This is a genomic window from Vibrio pomeroyi (genome assembly GCF_024347595.1).
GTDB lineage: Bacteria > Pseudomonadota > Gammaproteobacteria > Enterobacterales > Vibrionaceae > Vibrio > Vibrio pomeroyi.
Map to the genome: position 1 here is coordinate 2606425 of NZ_AP025506.1, position 19639 is coordinate 2626063.

12 protein-coding genes, 2 tRNA genes and 2 pseudogenes are annotated in these 19639 nt (G+C 44.5%); 7 read left to right on the forward strand and 9 right to left on the reverse strand.

The genetic code is table 11. The annotated features are described in order from the left end of the window. Positions 1-238 precede the first annotated feature (238 nt). On the forward strand, positions 239-1675 hold the full coding sequence (gene nhaC, locus OCV12_RS11325; RefSeq protein WP_261884690.1) for a Na+/H+ antiporter NhaC: 1437 nt from the start codon (positions 239-241) through the stop codon (positions 1673-1675). A 99-nt stretch (positions 1676-1774) separates the two neighbouring features. Here the strand turns inward: nhaC and OCV12_RS11330 are convergent, their stop codons facing one another. The 4 genes and pseudogenes from OCV12_RS11330 to yejK form a co-directional block, all read right to left on the reverse strand. Continuing rightward, complete coding sequence (locus tag OCV12_RS11330) at positions 1775-2953, reverse strand: chemotaxis protein (RefSeq protein ID WP_261884691.1); 1179 nt, start codon at positions 2951-2953, stop codon at positions 1775-1777. Positions 2954-3029: 76 nt separating this feature from the next. Further along, positions 3030-3395, reverse strand: a pseudogene (locus OCV12_RS24965) (Hpt domain-containing protein); the annotation flags it as partial. 323 nt (positions 3396-3718) lie between these two features. Continuing rightward, positions 3719-4490: pseudogene (locus OCV12_RS24970) on the reverse strand (Hpt domain-containing protein); the annotation flags it as partial. A gap of 106 nt (positions 4491-4596) precedes the next feature. Continuing rightward, a complete protein-coding gene (yejK, locus tag OCV12_RS11340) occupies positions 4597-5601 on the reverse strand; it encodes a nucleoid-associated protein YejK (protein ID WP_017061190.1) in 1005 nt (334 codons plus the stop codon). An 84-nt stretch (positions 5602-5685) separates the two neighbouring features. Here yejK and OCV12_RS11345 point away from each other — a divergent pair, with 84 nt between their 5' ends. The 4 genes from OCV12_RS11345 (at position 5686) to OCV12_RS11360 (ending at position 8466) form a co-directional block, all read left to right on the forward strand. Further along, on the forward strand, positions 5686-5913 hold the full coding sequence (locus OCV12_RS11345) for a YejL family protein (RefSeq protein WP_004740674.1): 228 nt from the start codon (positions 5686-5688) through the stop codon (positions 5911-5913). Between the two features lie 28 nt (positions 5914-5941). Continuing rightward, positions 5942-7750: a DUF3413 domain-containing protein gene (locus tag OCV12_RS11350; RefSeq protein ID WP_261884693.1), complete on the forward strand. Its 1809-nt coding sequence runs from the start codon at positions 5942-5944 to the stop codon at positions 7748-7750. A gap of 138 nt (positions 7751-7888) precedes the next feature. Beyond that, positions 7889-7979 (forward strand) — tRNA-Ser (locus OCV12_RS11355). Positions 7980-8375: 396 nt separating this feature from the next. Then, a tRNA-Ser gene (locus OCV12_RS11360) sits at positions 8376-8466 on the forward strand. 77 nt (positions 8467-8543) lie between these two features. On the opposite strand, the gene OCV12_RS11365 is transcribed toward OCV12_RS11360, so the two are convergent. Next, positions 8544-10670, reverse strand: a complete 2127-nt coding sequence (locus tag OCV12_RS11365) for a methyl-accepting chemotaxis protein (protein ID WP_261884694.1) — start codon at positions 10668-10670, stop codon at positions 8544-8546. 194 nt (positions 10671-10864) lie between these two features. Beyond that, positions 10865-11785: a histone deacetylase family protein gene (locus OCV12_RS11370; protein WP_261884695.1), complete on the reverse strand. Its 921-nt coding sequence runs from the start codon at positions 11783-11785 to the stop codon at positions 10865-10867. Positions 11786-12046: 261 nt separating this feature from the next. On the opposite strand from OCV12_RS11370, the gene OCV12_RS11375 reads away from it, so the two are divergent. Next, on the forward strand, positions 12047-12733 hold the full coding sequence (locus OCV12_RS11375) for an SDR family oxidoreductase (RefSeq protein ID WP_261884696.1): 687 nt from the start codon (positions 12047-12049) through the stop codon (positions 12731-12733). Positions 12734-12740: 7 nt separating this feature from the next. Further along, positions 12741-13742: a DUF3080 domain-containing protein gene (locus OCV12_RS11380; RefSeq protein WP_261884697.1), complete on the forward strand. Its 1002-nt coding sequence runs from the start codon at positions 12741-12743 to the stop codon at positions 13740-13742. 18 nt (positions 13743-13760) lie between these two features. Here the strand turns inward: OCV12_RS11380 and OCV12_RS11385 are convergent, their stop codons facing one another. From OCV12_RS11385 to OCV12_RS11395, 3 genes are all read right to left on the reverse strand, one after another. Next, positions 13761-15755, reverse strand: a complete 1995-nt coding sequence (locus OCV12_RS11385) for a DNA topoisomerase III (RefSeq protein WP_261884698.1) — start codon at positions 15753-15755, stop codon at positions 13761-13763. A 927-nt stretch (positions 15756-16682) separates the two neighbouring features. Continuing rightward, positions 16683-17231: an NAD(P)H nitroreductase gene (locus OCV12_RS11390; protein WP_017631353.1), complete on the reverse strand. Its 549-nt coding sequence runs from the start codon at positions 17229-17231 to the stop codon at positions 16683-16685. Between the two features lie 207 nt (positions 17232-17438). Then, positions 17439-19448 (reverse strand): NADPH-dependent 2,4-dienoyl-CoA reductase, encoded by a 2010-nt coding sequence (locus OCV12_RS11395; RefSeq protein ID WP_176680215.1) that lies wholly within the window; start codon positions 19446-19448, stop codon positions 17439-17441. Positions 19449-19639: the final 191 nt, after the last annotated feature.

Here is a 19639-nt window from a genome sequence, read left to right on the forward strand (position 1 = left end):
CAAGGTTACTCAGCATTATATTTTACAAAACGAAAACAACGTGCGACAGAAATCAACATGTAACAATCATGAATTTAACAATATTTTAGATTATGAAACCACAATTGATTGAGTTAACAGTCAAATATCACAACTTAGACGTATTTTTTCGATATAATAAACTAATTACTGTAGTGTCCGTTTCGTACCACACACTATAACGAAGCACTATAAATGCTCGAAATCACAAGAGGCTTTTATGAAGCAGAGTAAAACTTGCCTACCGAACCTATTACAGGTATTCATCGCGTTAGGACTATTTCTATCCCTTGCTTTTTCCTTTACTGCAAAGTTTGACCTTCCAATCCAACTTGCCTTGTATATTGGCTGGTTCATTATCATGGTTCTTGGTGTTCGTCTTGGTCATCAATACAAAGACTTAGAAAAAGCAGCACTCAAAGGAATATCTAATGGCTTAGGCGCAGTTTTAATACTTTTAGCCGTTGGCGCTCTTGTTGGTACTTGGATCTCAGGCGGGATCGTACCGACCATCATTTACTATGGTCTGAAAGCTATCCACCCTTCTATCTTCCTTTTAGCGACCATGATCATCTGTTCTCTAACTGCATTGGCTACCGGTACTTCTTGGGGCGCAGCGGGTACAGCGGGTATTGCGATGATGGGTATTGGCCAAGGCCTTGGTGTTCCAGCACCAATCACGGCAGGTGCGGTACTTTCTGGTTGTTACTTCGGTGACAAGATGTCTCCGTTATCTGATTCAGTGATTCTTGCTTCTTCAATGTCGAATGTTGAAGTTGTAGAGCACATTAAAGGTATGTTGCCAGTTGCGTTAATCAGCTACGTAATTACCGGCATCATGTTTACTGCGTTTGGCTTCCACTACGCGGGCAACGTTGATATGAGCCAAGTAGAGTCTGTAATCAAAGCAATGGAAGTACAGTTCTACATCACGCCTTATTCATTCGTTCCAGTGTTGATCGTGCTTGGCCTACTGGCTTTCCGCATGCCTTCATTCCCAGTGATCAGCTTCGGTTCTCTGCTAGGTATTATCTGGGCAGTGATGATTCAAGAGATAGACTTCCTAACAGCATTCAACACAGCTTGGGCACCGTTCTCTATCTCTTCAGGTGTCGAGTTCATTGATTCAATTCTTAACCGTGGCGGCATGTCTTCAATGCTGGGTTCGGTTGCGGTTATTGTATTTGGTTTAGGTTTTGGTGGCTTACTAGATAAAGTCGGTGTGCTAGAGACTGTCGCTAAGGTATTCGAGCGCCGCGTAAACAGCGCAGGCTCACTAGCAACCAGCACCATTGGTACGGCGTTCATGGGTAACGTGTTCGGTTCTGCGATGTATGTATCGTTAATCCTTACGCCAAAAATCTGTGCGAAGAACTACGACCGTTTAGGCTACAAACGTAAGAACCTGTCTCGTAACGCTGAGTTTGGCGGCACGCTAACGTCGGGTATGGTGCCTTGGAGTGATAACGGCATCTACATGGCGAGTATTCTAGGCGTTGCGACGCTGTCTTACGCGCCGTTCATGTGGTTAAGCTTCATCTGTATCATCGTGACTATCGTGACGTCTTACATGGGCTGGTTCGTTGATAAGTGTGAACCAACGGCGCCAGCACTTGAAACTGAAGAAGCATCTGAGCTGACTAAGCAACAAGCCTAGCACTTCATCGTTCAGGGCGTTAGAACGTAAAACAAAACGTTAATGGTATAAATGCAAAAAGAGCGCCCTAGAGCGCTCTTTTTTATCTGCTTGATTTACTTATTTGTTGGCGGTTCGTTTACCCAACCAATAGCCGATACCTAACGGTGCAAAGAACACCACTAAGATAAACAAGATGAAGTAGATAATCACACCTTTGATCAGCTCCATCAGCTTATCAATCGCAAGCACGACCACCTCTTGAGATACACGATCTAAATCCTGAGTGAACAGTTCTCTTTCAGATGTCACGATACCAGCAATCTCGATGCGTTCTTTCTCAATCATCTGAACCAGAGCTTCTCTCTCACGCGTCACCATCTTTTCCAGTGCTACACGCTCATCGCTCAGCATTGCTAACTTTTGGTCTGTTTTATCGCTGAGGTCGTTTAGCAATGGCTGCATTTCTGTCGACATAATAGAAGCCAGTGTTTGCATGTATTCAGGGTTGTTCTCAATGAAGTCCTGCATGCTTGCTGACGTTTGACGAAGGCTTTCCAGTGTCATCGACAAATCTTCACCCGTGAGTGAGCTGTTCATTGCAACCAACTCGGCTTTCCAGGTCATCAATTTTGGCGTTTGGTCAGCCATTAAGCTTAAGCGGTCTGATGCATCGCTCATGGCTTCTGGCATAGTACCTAGGCTCTGAACGATTTGAGATTCGTCTTTACCCAGATAAGTTAGCCATTCACGATAAGCAGGCGTACTTCTGAAGGTTAGATCTTTAAAAGGATTACTCGCGGCAAACTCTGCAACGAATGCTTTGCTCTTCTTGAAATCACTTGAGCTCAATACGCCCTTTGCTAGCTTCTCAGCTTCTTGGTCAAGAAAACGCGCTGTTTCTACAGCATCATCGGTCACAAACAAGTCAGCACCGTCACCTTGGGCGTAAAACTGATTCATTTGTGCAGTGAACACCCACGAGTCAATTAAGGCTGACATAGGAGAAGTTTGATAAGCCGCTTGCTGTAAGCCTTGCTCTGCGTGGATCTTCCAAAGCAACACATAAGATTGATGCAAAGTGTCATCAGCCGGGTAAGATTGCGCGATTACGTCCGCCGAGTCTTCTACTCGTGTGAAAAACATCTTGGCGTATTCACGCGTCATGAGGCGAGCATTCAGCTCTTGTTGAGTGAGAGGCGTCGTCTGACTATCTAACTTAACTTCTAAGAGAGAACAACCACTTAGCACAATGCTAAGCACCAACACCATCCAACTTCGACTCGAAACTCGTAACATATAAACCTCTGACAAAGACTAAGGGCGCGGATTGTATGAGCACTTCGTCAGAGTATTGTCAAAATTCCTACAAAAGTTAACGTTGATTATCTAAATATGCATGAGCAGAATCTACTGAGGCTTTTATTGCCTGCTCTAGCTCTGTTAAATCATGCTCACTGATGGCTCTTGATTGCTTCATCGTCATTTCGATACTCGCCGCAATGATTGCTAATCGAGAGGCTTTGATGCTACCCGCCACGCCTTTTAGGCTATGCACAACACGAGCAGCTGAGGTTTCATCTTTGGTCAGTAGCGATTTAAACTTCTCATAATCATCAGCGTGATCTTGTACAAAGACACCAAGCAACAATTCGACAGACTCTGCGTCACCATCGAGTGTTTCTAACATGTCTTCAATATCAATCGCAGGTTTTGAATCCGTGACACTGGCGACGTGTTTCTCTACTACTGGCGTATCTTCAATATTTTGTTGGATCGCGGAGTGACTCGGCACACTAAAATTCTGCTGTGATTGAAAATCGGAATGTTGGCTATCTGCAACTTCAGAAGCGTTACCAGCCGGTTTTAAGACCGAGGAAGCGGCACTGTGATTCGATTCATGAGATACGCTGTCTTTTTCGCGAGCAACATTTCCAGAATCGGCTTCTCCTAGCTCAACCTCCGCATGAGAAGTTCGGGAAGCACTTGGCTTACTTGGTTCGATTTCAGGCTCAGGATTGAATTCTTCGTCTGTTTCTTTTGTCAATTTTTTTGCATTAGCGCCCCATAAAACCAACGCTATCATCGCCACTAAGCTTAAACCAAGCATCACCAATAATAGGTTAAATTGACGATCGTGAAACTCAGCTTCAAGCTTGATGATCTGCTCGTTGACCGAATTTTTCTTAATCTTATCAACCAAATAGTTAAGTTGAGCGTAATCACTCAGCAATGCAGATGCATCTGCCAGCAACTGTTGAATAGCATCTTGTTCTTCGGTTTCTAATGCATACGACTTATCAAGAATAGAATCAAAGGCGCGATAAGTGGCAGACGAGCTTTGATTATCAGAATACATTGCTTCGAAAACCACCACTCCAAATTCATTCAGTAGCGGTTTTAGCTTAGGAGAGAGCTCAGTATCGGCACGCAAGAGCTTGATGTTATCTACAATGTCTTGAACCTGACTTTCGATTGGGATGAACTCATCAAACTTTTCTAGAAATTGGTCCGCAACGTAAAGCAGTTGATTCACATCAGGACGAAAGAAGGCGTGTTGGAAATCAGATTCAATCTGCAGCCTGATCGAGTAAACCAATTGAGCATCAAGTGCGAGGTCATTGATTCGAGACACACGCAGTGGCTCCGAGAAATAAAGCGATTGCCTTAGTTCATTAACGCGAATACCGAGTTCTTCAATTTGAGCAAGAGAATGTGTGTAGGAACGGCTTAGATTGAGAAGTGCTAATGAAGGCAGTAGCCACAGAGCCAAGAGCACAACCAAGAAAGTGGCTGGTTTTTTAAAGCGATTGGGCTTTGCTACTGATTGTTCCATCTATATTCCTTGTGCGTATTTGCTGTCAGCCATTATTGGTAGCTAAAAGACTCAGCACAGAACAAGCGACAACATCCTGCTGCCGCTTCTACCCGTTAACTTCGGACTATGACTTATTGCGAGTCAGTTGATCACGTAAGTTCGGTGGTGTGCCTTTAATTGTTAGCGTGTCTGTCTCCGGATCGTAGAAGATACGCTCGCCTAGAAGCAGACTATCAAAACTAACATTCAAACCGCCACCAGCACCAACAAATTTTGTTAGTTTACGCATAGTTGCGCGATCGGCTGGGAAGCTATCTTCTAACTCATAGCCTTGCTCACTAGTATAGTCAAAGAAGCTCGTGCCATCTGTGCTTGCTGGTAATTCGCCAGAAAGCTCACGAACTTGCACTTCATCGCCCGCTTTTAGCTGCTCGTTACAGTAGTCTGCAACCTGCTTTTTGTAGCTGATCGCTTCTTCTTTCTCTAATTTAGAGTCAGAAACAAAATCTTCTACCGCTTGCATCAACACTTGGTTTTGCTGTTTAGCATCTAAGCCAACTTCAGCCTGAAGAAAATCTAGGAAGAAATCCGCGACTTTACGGCCAACACGTCCTTTAATATAAGTTAAGTAACGGTTTGACTCTTTGTCTGTCTCATAAGTCGACAGGTCTAGGCGAGCTGCGATATCCATTTTAGAGATATCTAGGTAGTCAGTTGCGCTAATATCTAGCCCTTCTGTCACCTTTAAGCTTTGGTTTGAAGGCAGCAGACCGATGAAAAGGTAATCTGTCGCAAGTGACTGATATTCAGCCATTACCAAGATACCTTCGTCAGCGAATGGGTACTTTGATAGCTCGTCTTTTAGACGTTGCGCACTCTTTTGAGAAAAATCGTAAAAGTTTGTCTCACCAGCACGAAGTTGATGCAACCACTGCTGAAATTCGCTGTCAGATTTGAAAGAACCAAACCCTTTGCCTGCTTTTGAATTAAAAACACGGTGAAGTTCAGCAACTAGGCTTTCAGATGAAGCATCGTTTTCTAGAGATTCAGCACGATAGTTAACAATCAGTTCATCCTGATCGTTCTTGCTCAGCTGGTGTAAAATTACGTTGGAAAGGTGAAGGCTCATAGTGAAAATATTACCGTTCAGGTTTCAGTTGTCGTGCATAGTAGGTTATCATAAGCCGCTTTTACTATCATTATTAGAGTCCTTATGCCGATTATATCTAAATACACAGATGAACAAGTTGAAAAAATCCTAGCTGAAGTAGGTGCTGTACTATCTAAGCACAAAGCTTCACCAGAACTTTCACTGATGATCGCTGGAAATATCGCAACCAATGTCTTAAATCAGAATGTTGCTGCTTCACAACGCAAAGGAATTGCTGAAAAATTTGCCGAGGCTTTAATTTCTTCTCTTGAAGATAAAAAGTCTCACTAAATTTGATTGACGGATAAAAGAATTATAAATGGTAGACAGCGCAAACTCATATAGCGATCGTGTATCTCGACTGGTTGGTTGGGGTCACTGGTTTGCATTTTTCAACATCATTGCTGCGATGTTGATTGGTACTCGTTATATTACTCAATCTGCTTGGCCAGAAACCTTGCTGGGTCAATTCTATTTGGCTGCATCGTGGGTTGGTCATTTCGGCTTTTTAGTGTTCGCGCTCTATCTATTAGTGCTGTTCCCGCTCACTTTTATTCTTCCGTCGAGGAAGTTATTACGTTTGGTTGCCGTTTGTTTCGCGACCATAGGTTTAACTGTCCTACTGATTGATACCCAAACGTATCAAAATATAAACCTCCACCTGACGCCTGTCGTGTGGGAGGTTTTATTCAGTGGAGAGGAGTCTGCATTCACATCTGACTTGCAGCACCTCTTCATTGTTATGCCGCTTATCTTCCTACTGCAACTCGGTCTGTCTGAGTGGGTTTGGCGTAAGCAGCGTAAACTGTCTCATAAACACATCGGCCGTCCAATTACCGCCGTATTCTTCTTGTGTTTCATCAGCAGCCACTTGACCTACATGTGGGCTGATGCGTATTTCTATAACCCGATTACTAGCCAAAAAGCGAACTTCCCACTGTCTTACCCAATGACAGCGAAAAGCTTTATGGAAAAACATGGCCTATTAGACCGTGAAGAGTATCTACAGCGTTTAGAAGCGAACAAAGAGAACGTAAACATAGTTAGCTACCCGCTAGAAAAAATTCAATACAACCGCCGCAGTGATGATCTGAATATCCTGATGGTGAGTGTAAACAACCTTCGCTCTGATGCACTTAATGCCACAGCGATGCCAAACAGCTACGCTTACGCGCAACAGTCGATCAATTTCACCAACCATTACAGTTCAAGTAACGATATGTTTGGTATTTTCGGCCTGTTCTATGGCCTTCCGAGCAGCTACGCAAGCAGCATCGAAGCACAAGGCTCAAGCGCAGTACTGTTAGATGTTTTAGACAATCATAATTATAAGTTTGCCGCTTTCAGTGGCGACAACTTTGACGATGCACTTTACTCGGAAATCATATTCCGAGGCCGTGACGTGATGCCAGAGCAAGCAACTTATGATGACCAAAGCGCGATACAAGCTTGGTCGGATTGGATTCAATCACCACAAGCTAAACGCCCTTGGTTTAACTTTATTGAACTGACCACGCTGGATAACTTCTCTAGCTACGATTCAAGTTCTGAATCAGATTCGACATTGAGCACAGCAGAACGTTTTGCGGCAGACTATCAGAAATCTGCTCAAGCGGCCGATGCTCAACTAGCGACTATCTACGCTGAACTAGAGCGCTTAGATCTTATCGACAATACGGTGGTTATCATTACTTCTAACCACGGTACTGAGTTTAACGAAACCAAAACCAACAGCTGGGGTGCAAACTCTAACTACAGCCGTTACCAATTACAGGTGCCTCTATTCATCAACTGGCCTGGTAAGTCTGCTTCTGAATACACTCACCGCTCTAGTCACCTAGATGTGTCGGTAACGCTAATGCAGGAGCTGTTAGGCGTGTCATCGAACCCAACGGACTTCAGTAGCGGTCGCAGCCTGTTTGATGAGCGTAAGAGAAAATGGATTCTAGCGGGTGATTCTCGCGAGCTTGCACTGGTTACTGATCAGCAAACAACGGTGTTAGATAAATTTGGTAACTACAAATTGTACGACCAGAACTACAAACGCCTGAAAAACGTAAGCCCTCGCTTACCAGTGTTGATGCAAGGCCTCACAGAGCTGCAGCGTTTCTACACAAAAAATGACTAAATGATCATCAATGAGAAAAGGGAAGCCAGTGGCTTCCCTTTTTTATTGCCGTGAATGATTAGAAAACAAGCAACAAAACAAAATTATGAAAATTAAGGGTTTACAAGATCCTCCGCCCCTTATATTATTCACGCCACTGGAGGGATGGCTGAGTGGTCGAAAGCACCGGTCTTGAAAACCGGCAACCGTTAATAGCGGTTCTAGGGTTCAAATCCCTATCCCTCCACCACATTAAAGAAAGCCGCTGAGAAATCAGCGGCTTTTTTGCATCTGAAGCTTTTTAATATTGGAAACTAGGTTATCGACTTTCATCCTTGTCACAAAAAGCCACAAACCCACCAGTCTTATCTGTCGTACTTTATTGTTGTCCTCAATTCGCGCTCAGCCAACAAATCGATATCTAAACCAGACCATCTATAGCCTGCGATTGGTTTATCACACAAACAAAGCTCATCGCCAACATTACAAAGATGATTTTTAACCGCAGAACTTCGCCTCCACGTTCGATAAAAAGCACAACAAATAGCCATTCAGCACAAAATTATCGAAAAGCGTTCATAAAAAAAGCAGTCAGTTGATAAGGGTATTTACAAGCGAAAGCCACCCTTATATTATACGCGCCATCGGAGGGATGGCTGAGTGGTCGAAAGCACCGGTCTTGAAAACCGGCAACCGTTAATAGCGGTTCTAGGGTTCAAATCCCTATCCCTCCACCACATTAAAGAAAGCCGCTGAGAAATCAGCGGCTTTTTTGTATCTGAAGTTTACGTATCAGGCTTACACAGCCTTTTCACTACGCCACCTTTCGGCTCACTTCAAAGCGTCCTATCAGTTGGTCTAAGCGGCTCAATGCATTACCCATTAACGAAACTCGGCGTGCGAGTTGTTTCGTCGACAGTTGTAGGTCAGAGATAGAACGTTGGGCTTTGTCTGCCGTTTGTCCATTTTTCTGACTGTTCTCATCTAGGTTTGACATGGTCGTAAAAAGATCGGCTACTGCTGCTTGAATTTGCTCACTGCGTGCGTTCGAGTCGACGGTTAAATTACCTTTACTCACATTCTCGACGCCTCGCTCCATAGACTCTACTGCGCTGCGAGACTTAGTATGCAGCTCTTTCATTAAGTCACTAATATGGTTGGCGGCTTGTGAAGTTCGGTCAGCTAAAGTTCTTACTTCAGAGGCAACCACAGAAAATCCTCTTCCGTGTTCACCTGCTCTTGCTGATTCTATGGCCGCGTTCAATGCCAGAAGGTTCGTCTGCGCTGTAATGTCGGTAATGATGTCTATAATGTCAGACACTTTGGTCATTTCATTATTCACCTCATTCACGCTGTGGGCTGAGCTTTCTACAATATTCCGCACAATCTCCATGCCTTCAACTGATTGATTGTATTCCTTCTCCGCATTAAGAACGGCTTGCTTCATTACTGTATCCATTTGCGTAGCCGAAACGGTCGCATGGGTAATTTCACTCTGTTGATACTGACTTAGGTCCAACATATTACTGAGCGCCTGTGATGCATCATCACTGGTTTGCTTCATCACGACACTGCGACGAAACATCGATTCCGATACTTCCCTAACTTCGTGGCTCGCATGAATCAAGTCACTCACCGTGCTATCTAAGTTATCGATAAAGCTGTTAGTCCATCGCCCCAAATTACCAAGTTCATTATGACTGAATGTGGTTGGGTCAAGCCTCCTACTTAAATTGCCATCACCTTCGGCTAAGGTTTGCATCACCCCAGTCATTTCATGAACCTTATTTGCTAACGGTTTAGCACTCACTAGACGGAATAAACCGAGAGCGAGAAGCGCGCAAGCGAACATGACACCGCTGTGTAGAAGAGGAGTTAACGTATAAAAGTTAGCAAGCAGCAATGGAACAGACAAAGGCAATAACATGCAGCCGATAAAATGTTTAGATAAGGTGTAACTGAGACTTCGATCTCTATAGACCTCTTCTAAGTCGGACTCACACATCATGCCGAAGGTGTCTGGTGAACCGTCGAGCTGAAAAGTAATACCTTTGCCGATAACCGGTATGTGGCGATAGTCGGAATACCCTGGGTAACCGATAAACAGGTTGCTGCCATTTTTGATGGTTTCTCTGACGCCGGGATGAAGTTGATTCGTGGCAGGATCCGTAAATCGAATCTCAAATTCGGTGTGCTGTTGGATCTTAACCGTTCCCCAGTCAGTATGAATCCCTTGTTTTAAGTTCTCGCCATGTGAAAAGGTATTATCTTCAAAGCGGGAGCGAGAGAGCGCAACACCTGGCTGAATTTGAGGGTCATGAATAGAGTCGACCATAAAGATATAGTTATCACCCGACTCACTATAAATATGCCCCGCTTCTCGCTGAATAATGTCACCAATGACATCATTAGGAACACGACCACATAAGAACTGCTGAGTCCCTTCGTCCCGAGAAAAGGGCACATAAAACATCAGCGTGACTTGATCATGAAACGATGAACTCGAAGCTCCTACGTTCAACGTGCGTGGGTCCATATACGGCCCGTGTAGATAACGCTTCGATGCCCCTTCGGCTAAAGCCTTCTTATCTGCGAGAGTGGCTCCGATATGGTCGTGATAACTCGATGCTTGCGCGACACCTTTAGAATCGACGATCGCCAGCTCAGAGAAATCCGTGCCACGTTTAAGAAGACTTGATAATGTACCTTCCGCCTGTTCTTCCGTTCGACTTGCCAAATAAACGGCAGAGTCTTCTAAAAAGTCCCATTGGTTCTTCACCCAATTATGAAGAAGTTGCACTCGAGTATGGGCGATACTTTCAAATGTTTGCTCGAGCTCTTCTGTCCTACTTCGATTTAGAAAACAGGCTCTACGCATTGCCAGTTTACCTGTTACGCCAAACCACTTAAGCCAACTGCGTTCCTTGTCCGTCAGGTTCATTTACATCCCTTGTGTTTTTATATTCACATGGGTAAAGCAATTTACAGACCAGAATTAATCACACAAATACGTAACTAATTAATAAAAAAGTAATTTTTGCGCATCAAGGTGGTGCAAGCCATGTCTTTTTTGGTGCAGCAGATGCTTCTTCATTATCACCTTTTTAATGAGATTTCAGTGGTTAATTTGAGAAGCTAATCGTAAACATGATGAGCCGCTTTCAATAGTTGCATGTGAATAGGAACCAGATCTTCATGCTGTGTTCGATAGCCACCACCAACAACACACGCCATCGGAATAGATTCTGATTTCGCTAATTCAATCATCAAGCAGTCGCGTTCAAATATGCCTTGAGTAGACACATTCAAATAGCCCAGTTCATCGTCTTGATGGATATCGATGCCCGCATCATAGATGATGAGGTCAGGTTGGTGATGAGCAATCGCCAGCTTGGTGACTTGTTCGAAACACCTTAGAAACTCTTCATCTTCAGTTTCACGACTTAACGGCACATCTAAATCCGACAGAGGTTTACGTGCCGGGAAGTTTTTATCACAGTGGAAAGACAGAGTAATAATCTCATCGCTATCTTGGCAAAGAGTCGCTGTGCCATCGCCATGATGAACATCACTATCGACAATCAACACTTTATCTATGTGCTCAAAGGTCAACGCTTGCTTTGCTGCCAGCACAAGATCATTCAACAGACAAAAACCACTGCCAAAATCATGATGCGCGTGATGGTAGCCACCACTCAAATGAATCGCTAAACCACTCTCTATCGCCATTTCTGCGGCCAAACAAGTTCCTCCGCTGGAGTAGAGCGTTCTTTCAATCAGTTGCTCACTCCACGGAAAGCCTATACGCCTCATCTTTGCCGCAGGTAGGTTTCCAGAAACAAGCAAATCCACATACTCGCTATCGTGTACCTGTTTGACTTGCTCAACCGAAACGGGCGTTGGTTGGAACACTTCAAACTTGCTGTTCCATAGTGGATCGCTATCTATTAACGCCTCAACTGCGCTATGTAACAACTGGTATTTGTTGATTGGGTAACGATGGCCCTCAGGTAAAGGCAACTGCGAATAAATTGGGTGGTAAATTAAAGGAATCATAATCGGGTTAATTGCTTATCTTTCTCAAAATCATAACAGCCTCAGACTTGGCGACAACACAAATTAATGATAACAATTATCATTATCTTTAAATATATTCAGAGAAAGTAATGAAAAACTTAATACTTACCCTTGGGGTGATCTGTGGCTCAGCGACAGCAGTAATGATTTTTGTCGGAATGCTAATGGCCAGTTGGTGGGCCGTTGATTTTCTGGTGTTAAGCCATCAAACTTAACTAATTGAACTGAAAAGGAATCACCATGAGCGTTATTTTTATTACTGGAGCGAACCGCGGCATTGGCTTAAGTCTGACTCAACGATACTTGCAAGGTAACCACAAGGTATACGCAACCTACCGTGACGCCGCTTCAGCAACAGAACTGCTCTCACTTGCAGATCACAACAGCGACCTAACCTGCATTCAGTTAGAAATAACCGATTACCAAACGGTGAACCAACTTCCCTCTCAAATTCCGTCGATTGATATCTTGATTAACAACGCTGGCTACTATGGGCCAAAAGGTTATGGATTGGGTAATACCGATGTAGAAGAGTGGCGACGTGTTTTTGAAGTCAATACGATTGCGCCATTGAAGCTTGTCGAAACGCTATTACCTGTTCTAGAAAAAAGTGACGTGAAAAAGGTCGCTTGCTTGTCTTCTCGAGTAGGCAGCATGACAGAGAACACCTCCGGCGGAGGCTACATCTATCGCTCCTCTAAAGCGGCTCTCAACTCCGTTGTGAAGAGTTTAAGCAACGACCTAACCGATGGTGGCTTTACTGTGTTAGCACTGCACCCAGGTTGGGTACAAACCGAAATGGGTGGGCCAAACGCTCTCATCGACACCGACACTTCGGCATCTGGCCTTATCAAAGTCATCGAATCTGCTAATACCGAAGTAAGTGGTCACTTCTTCAATTTCGATGGCACTGAAATAGACTGGTAGGCTCCATATGAATCCTCGCCTTCTTCCAAATTTACTGCGACGTTCACCACTGGTTTTGTTAACCGTGGTGATCGGTGGGTGTTTTGGGGAAGGCCCTGGAGACTTGTTTGACGACTACCAAACTAAAATAGCCAGAGTACAAGACGCTGACGAGATAAAAGAGAACTGGGAATTTGAAAGCCTACCGAGAAAACGAGAGCTGTTACTGGATGTCCCTTCGCTCTCTATCGGGCTCATTGACAGCTATCAGCTTCGCCAATGTGGATTGTTCAACCTGATTGCCGAAAGGAACTCAGTTCTCGGAAAAGTCGCGGACGAGTTCCGAAATTATGATTATCAAGTCGCTCTACTGGAAGGTGTGGGGCAATGTTTAGCGAATAACGAATTAGACCCAGAGATCGTAGAATTACTAAAAGAAATTGAGCAGCAGAAACTCGCACAGTTTCCACTACATCAATGGAATCTCATCTATGCCAGTGATGCTATGCAGTCGCAAATGCGGGGGAGTCAGTGGTTACGTGCTGATATTGGCGATCAAGTGAGACAGACAAGTGACGCCCTAAAACATATCAATCAAGCGTTAAACACGTCGCTCGTTTCGGGCAAAACCATTGAAGTTCAAGAAGTTCTGGAGAAGAGTTCAACGCTTGGAGATTTGTACTACTCACTCGCTCGAGCCTCAATTGAACTCGATACCATCACCAAGCAACTCACAACCTTTGATGCCAATATCATCTGCGGGAAACAACGAGACACTACTAAGTTTCGTTATCTCAACAATGTGTTCGAACAACAGTATATTGGTAAGGTTCAACCTTACATGGCACAACTGGATGGCTATTATCAGCAGTTAGCATCGCAGCTTGTTATGTTTGATGCTCAGCCAGAATTGCACAGCTATTACTTTCCCATCCAAGATACGCACCAAGCCTTTCGCACATCGACTCGCCGCCATGTGGATTACTGGCAGCAGTTGTTTAAGCGTTGTGGACGCAAGGTTGGACGCTAATCCCTCTACCGATAAGTACTAGCTCTTAGTGCCCTTTTTAGCGGAAGTACCTTTCTTCGCATACGACCCGTTCTTGGTATAAGACTTCTTCGCACCACCTCCTTTACGACGTTTAAAAGCAGGTCTGTCGACTTTAGGAAGGTGGCGGAGTGATTCAGGAACCTCTCCAGTTTTTACCTTGCCCATCAAACCATCTATCTTGCTTTCCAGCGCTTGCATGAAAGGTTGATACGCTTGATTGCGTTCTGCCATGCCTTGCAACTGGTGTTCCCAATGAGCTGTCATGTCAGGAAAGGTCGAATCCTCAGGTAAGGCATGAATCAAGCCTCGACCAGCAGGGCTACTATGAATACTCTTACCTTGGCGCGTGAGCAGCTGCCTTTTAAAGAGAGTGTCTAGAATGCCTGCACGAGTCGCTTCTGTTCCAAGACCGTCCGTCTCTTTCAAAATGGCTTTCAGGTCTTTGTTCGCAACAAAACGCGCAATACCCGTCATCGCTTGCAGCAACGTCGCTTCTGTAAAGTGTTTTGGCGGCTCGGTTTTCTTATCGCCAATGACACCTTCACGACAGGTGAGCACAGTCCCTTTATCTAGCGGTGGAACCGTATCAGTACCATCACCTTTCTCTTCGGTGTCCGTTTTGCCCATCAACACTTTCCAGCCAGGGTTGATAAGCTGACGTCCTTTCGCGATGAACACGCCACCAGCGATATCAAAAACCAACTTAGCGTCTGCAAAAACAGCCGGTGGGTAGAACTGCATCAGATACTGGCGGGCGATTTGTTGATAGATTTTCATCTCATTGGCAGACAAACCATTTACCGATGATTTCTTCGGAGTAGGAATAATCGCGTGGTGAGCATCAACCTTGCTGTCGTTCCATGCTTTGGATTTAAGTGAAAGATCTGCGCCTTGAGCACCACTTTGCAGCTCTTTCGCATTATTAGCGATGGCGTCTACGATCGACTCTCGCTGCGAGTAGTGTTCTTTAGGAAGATAGCGGCTGTCAGAACGCGGGTAAGTGATGAGTTTGTGCTTCTCATATAAAGACTGACAAGTGTCTAATACCTGTTGAGCACTCATACCAAAACGTTTAGACGCATCAATCTGCAGGGCTGATAGAGAGTAAGGAAGCGGCGCGGCTTGTTTGCTTTGCTTCTGCTCTGATTCCATCACGGTCGCAGGTTGATTCGCAATTCGCTGAGCGACGTTTTCAACCAGCTTTCGATTGAGCACACGACCTTCTTCATCTTGCCACGGCTTACATGCTTCGCTTGGCTTCCAACGAGCACGAATATCAAAGCTCTGACCGTTGTTGTGGTAAGGAATCAAGGCATGCAGAGTGAAATAATCTTTCGGAATGAAGTTCTCGATTTCTTCATCACGCCTCACCACCAAGCCAAGTACTGGAGTCTGCACACGCCCTACCGACAAGACGCCTTGGTAACCCGCTTTTTGACCAAGCAAAGTATAGGCGCGAGTCATATTCATGCCATACAACCAATCGGCTCTAGAGCGTGCTAACGCAGAAATAGATAGTGGGATAAAGTCGCGGTTACTGCGCATTTGAGAGAGCGCACGTTTTACGGCAGGTAAGTTCAAGTCACTAATCAGTAGCCTGTCCATCGACTCTTTCTTAGCCTTAGAGACTTTGCAGTAATCGATCACTTCATCAACCAGTAGCTGCCCTTCTCTGTCTGGGTCTCCGGCGTGAACGATTTGAGTAGCGTCCTTCAATAGCTTTCGGATCACCGTGAGCTGTTTACTCGATGTCTTACGAGGTCTTAGCTGCCACTGCTCTGGCACGATAGGAAGATCGGCCAAGTTCCATTTCTTATAACGGTCGTCATAAGCATCTGGCTCAACCTGCTCCAATAAGTGTCCAATACACCAAGTCACCACATCTCCATTGCCACATTTGATAAACCCTTGGTCTTTCTTCTGTGGATTAGGCAGTGCAGCGGCGATCGCGCGGCCGAGGCTTGGTTTTTCAGCAATAATAAGGCGAGACATGTTTTTCCAGATGCTACAAACAATTAGGGTCACATTATCTAATGTGACCCTAATAAATCAAGAAAAACTGGTTGTTTATACAGTTAACATTCAAAAAACTACTGACTACTAAATATGCACTAATTAAAACATGCCTTATACAAACTTTAGTAACCAACTGCGTTGTTTTGAATCTACCAATAACTATGCGGCCACAGCCGGCAATGACTCTAGAAAAAGCAACGATTTTTACACTATATTATTGGTTTTATTTATTTTTTCTAAAGCGAGAACTAGCGTAATAATATTGAATTGATCTTATTCAGCGTTCTCTTTTTATTGATCTGAATCAAAACTAAAAGTTGGTGGTTCTCGTTAAATACGACACAAGAAAGCAGATAAATAACACAAAATAAAGGACAAAAAAATCAAACGAACACAACATGTTGTACTAAGGACAAATCGAATTACGGGAGGTAAGATGCAAGAGTCTAAGCAATAAAAAAGCCCACACAAAGGCGGGCTGATTTATCAGTCACATACACGTTTTTAGCAAGAAGATTGCAGTCTTCTGAACTGAGAGTACGATGACATATTACATTAATAATCATATCAAAGTTCACGCTAAAGACAACATTCGACAATCGCATAACGAAGGCGGTGTTTATGAAGTTGATTGAGTTAACAACTGTTTTACTCAACGTGGTAAGAACAATCTACTATCTTGTGCTTATACCACTTATCATGTTGGACTTAACAAGTACGCTAACAGTCTAGTGATCGAATCAGCCCCTAGTGGGCTGTATCACTGCTTGCTTTCATGAAGTCCTGTCTAGCAAGGTTCTTTCTAAAAATGATGTGCTGCACTGAATATTCAATTCAATAGAATTCATAACCAACAAGTTCACAATTCCCCACAGACCTAAGTCATTTTCAACGTAGTGCTCTTTATAAGAACTCAACGAACTTAGCGAAGTCGCGCTCTGGTACTTTCATTGGTGTACAGCCCGGAGTACCTAGGTAAAGGAAACCAACGATTTCGTCGTCGCCTTCTAGGCCAAATGCTTGATGCACTTCTGGGTGGAACATCCATTTACCTGAACGCCAAAAGCCTTGGAAACCTTGTGCGACAGCGGCCATTTGCATTGCTTGTGCCGCGCAACCTGCAGAAAGATGTTGCTCAATCGCTGGTACTTTCTCGTGCTCAGTCACTTTAGCAATCACGGTGATCACCATAGGAGCTCGGAACGGCGCTTTCTTAACTTTCTCGATCACCGCTTCTTCGCTTTCATCCGCTTCAGCGGCACGAACTAAGATATCAGAAAGTTTCTGTAGCCCTGAACCTTGCGCGATGACAAAGCGCCAAGGTGTTAACGCACCGTGGTCAGGAGCACGTAAGCCCGCTTTGATGATGTTTTCCAACGCTACACCTTCAGGTGCCGGATCAGAGAGTTTTGCGATAGAGCGTCTGTTGAGCAATAGATCCAAAGCATCCATTTGAAGTCCTTACTATTTCTTTATTATTTGTATACTTGAACTTTAGCACAGAATACAAACGATAATAAATCTCAACCACCGCCCATTTAGGTTAGATTAGAGACAATAAAGGCTCCTAAATCTATGACTTAGGAGCCTTGTTCAAAATCTAACTCAGCAAACTAAATAACAATATCTTCCGATAACATTATAGCTTGATAGTTGATTCTATAACTTAATCGCTAGCTCAACACCTTGACGGATAGCACGTACTGCATCCAGCTCACCGGCATAATCGGCACCGCCTATCACGTGCAGTTTGCCACCAAACTCTTGCCACATATCTTCGAATGGTCGAACCGATACCTGACCTGCACACACGATGACGGAATCGGCATCAAGTACCTGTTCTTGCTTACCAACGCTGATATGCAGACCTTGGTCATCAATCTTGTTGTAGCTTACACCGCCCAGTAGATTCACACCGCGTTTTTCTAGTGTGCGTTTGTGAATCCAGCCCGTTGTTTTACCCGGACCTTTACCAACACGACCCGCTTTACGCTGCATTACCCAGACTGTCTTATCGCTGAACGAATCAGGGTAAGGGTAAAGTCCGCCTGGGTGTTCCATATTCTTATCAATGCCCCACTCATGCAGCCAATCGTCTAGGCTGTGTGACGTCGGCTCTGTCAGCATGGTTGCCACATCGACACCGATACCACCAGCACCAACAATCGCGACCTTTTCGCCTACTGGTGTCTTTTCGCGAATCAAGGTTTGGTAATCGACCACGTTTTCTTGGTCAATACCCTCAATATCGAGCTTTCTTGGCTCTACGCCGGCCGCCATCACGACTTCATCGTACTTCAACAACATCTCAAACGTTGCTTCGGTATCCAATTTCAAATTCACACCCGATGCGTCTATTTGGTTAGCAAAATAACGAATCGTTTCTCTGAACTCTTCTTTACCCGGGATCTGCATTGCCAATCTGAACTGGCCGCCGATACGGTCATTTTTCTCAATCAAATCAACCTTGTGTCCGCGCTGCGCTAACGTTGTCGCACAAGCTAAACCTGCAGGGCCTGCACCGACTACCGCAATGGTCTTAGTCGCTTGCGCTGGCTGAACAACAATTTCAGTTTCGTAACACGCGCGTGGGTTAACCAAACAGCTCGCGCGTTTACCTTTAAACACGTTATCCAAACAGGCTTGGTTACAACCGATACAGGTATTGATGAACTGAGCTTGGTCTTGAGCCGCTTTGTTGACGAAATCAGGGTCCGCCAAGAACGGACGAGCCATAGACACCATATCAGCCTGCCCAGAGCTAAGAATACGTTCTGCTTCTTCTGGTGTATTGATACGGTTACAAGTGATCACCGGGATAGAAACGTGCGGTTTAACTTTCTCGGTTACCCATGAGAACGCACCACGTGGTACTTGTGTCGCGATAGTCGGAATACGTGCTTCATGCCAACCGATACCGGTATTGATAATGGTAACGCCTGCTTCTTCAAGCTTTTGAGCCAAGAGAACAACATCTTCAAAGGTGCTGCCTTGCTCAACCAAATCGAGCATCGACAGTCGGAAAATAATAATGAAGTCGTCACCTACTGCTTCGCGAATCGATTTAACGATCTCCAGTGGGAAACGCATACGCTTCTCATAAGAACCGCCCCATTCGTCGTAACGCATATTGGTACGTTTACAGATGAATTGGTTAATCAAGTAACCTTCAGAACCCATGATCTCAATGCCGTCGTAACCCGCGACTTGAGCAAGTTCGGCACTGTTGGCAAAGGCACCAATGGTCTTTTTGATTTGACGAGGGCTCATCTCACTCGGAGCGAACTTAGCGATAGGCGCTTTAATGCCAGAAGCACTTTGCGCGAATGGGTGCATCGCATAACGACCTGCATGCAATAGTTGAAGCGCAATTTTACCGCCGTGCTTGTGGACGGCTTCGGTAACAACTTGGTGCGCTTTAGCGTGCTTTACTTTACTGAATTCAGCACTGAATGGGGTTAATCTGCCACGTAAATTAGGAGAGAAACCACCTGTAACAATAAGACCAACGCCTCCTTTTGCTCGCTCTTCATAAAACGCGGCGAGTTTGTGTAGGCCTTCTTTATTTTCTTCTAAACCTGTGTGCATTGATCCCATCAATACACGGTTACGTAACTGAGTAAATCCAAGATCGAGTGGTTCAAGTAAATGTGGGTACATGGCAGACATCACTTCTATTATTTTATCCTCGTGGTCTGACCACAGTATAGTTCAATTACCAAAAGTTCAAACAACCGTTTACATTTTTGTAACACCGATCATAATGCAGAGCGTATTAATCGTTCAAAAGTCCTTAATTTGACTACACTTAATGAGAATATATATCGATTAACAATTCTTGGTATAGTTTGAGCTTGGGA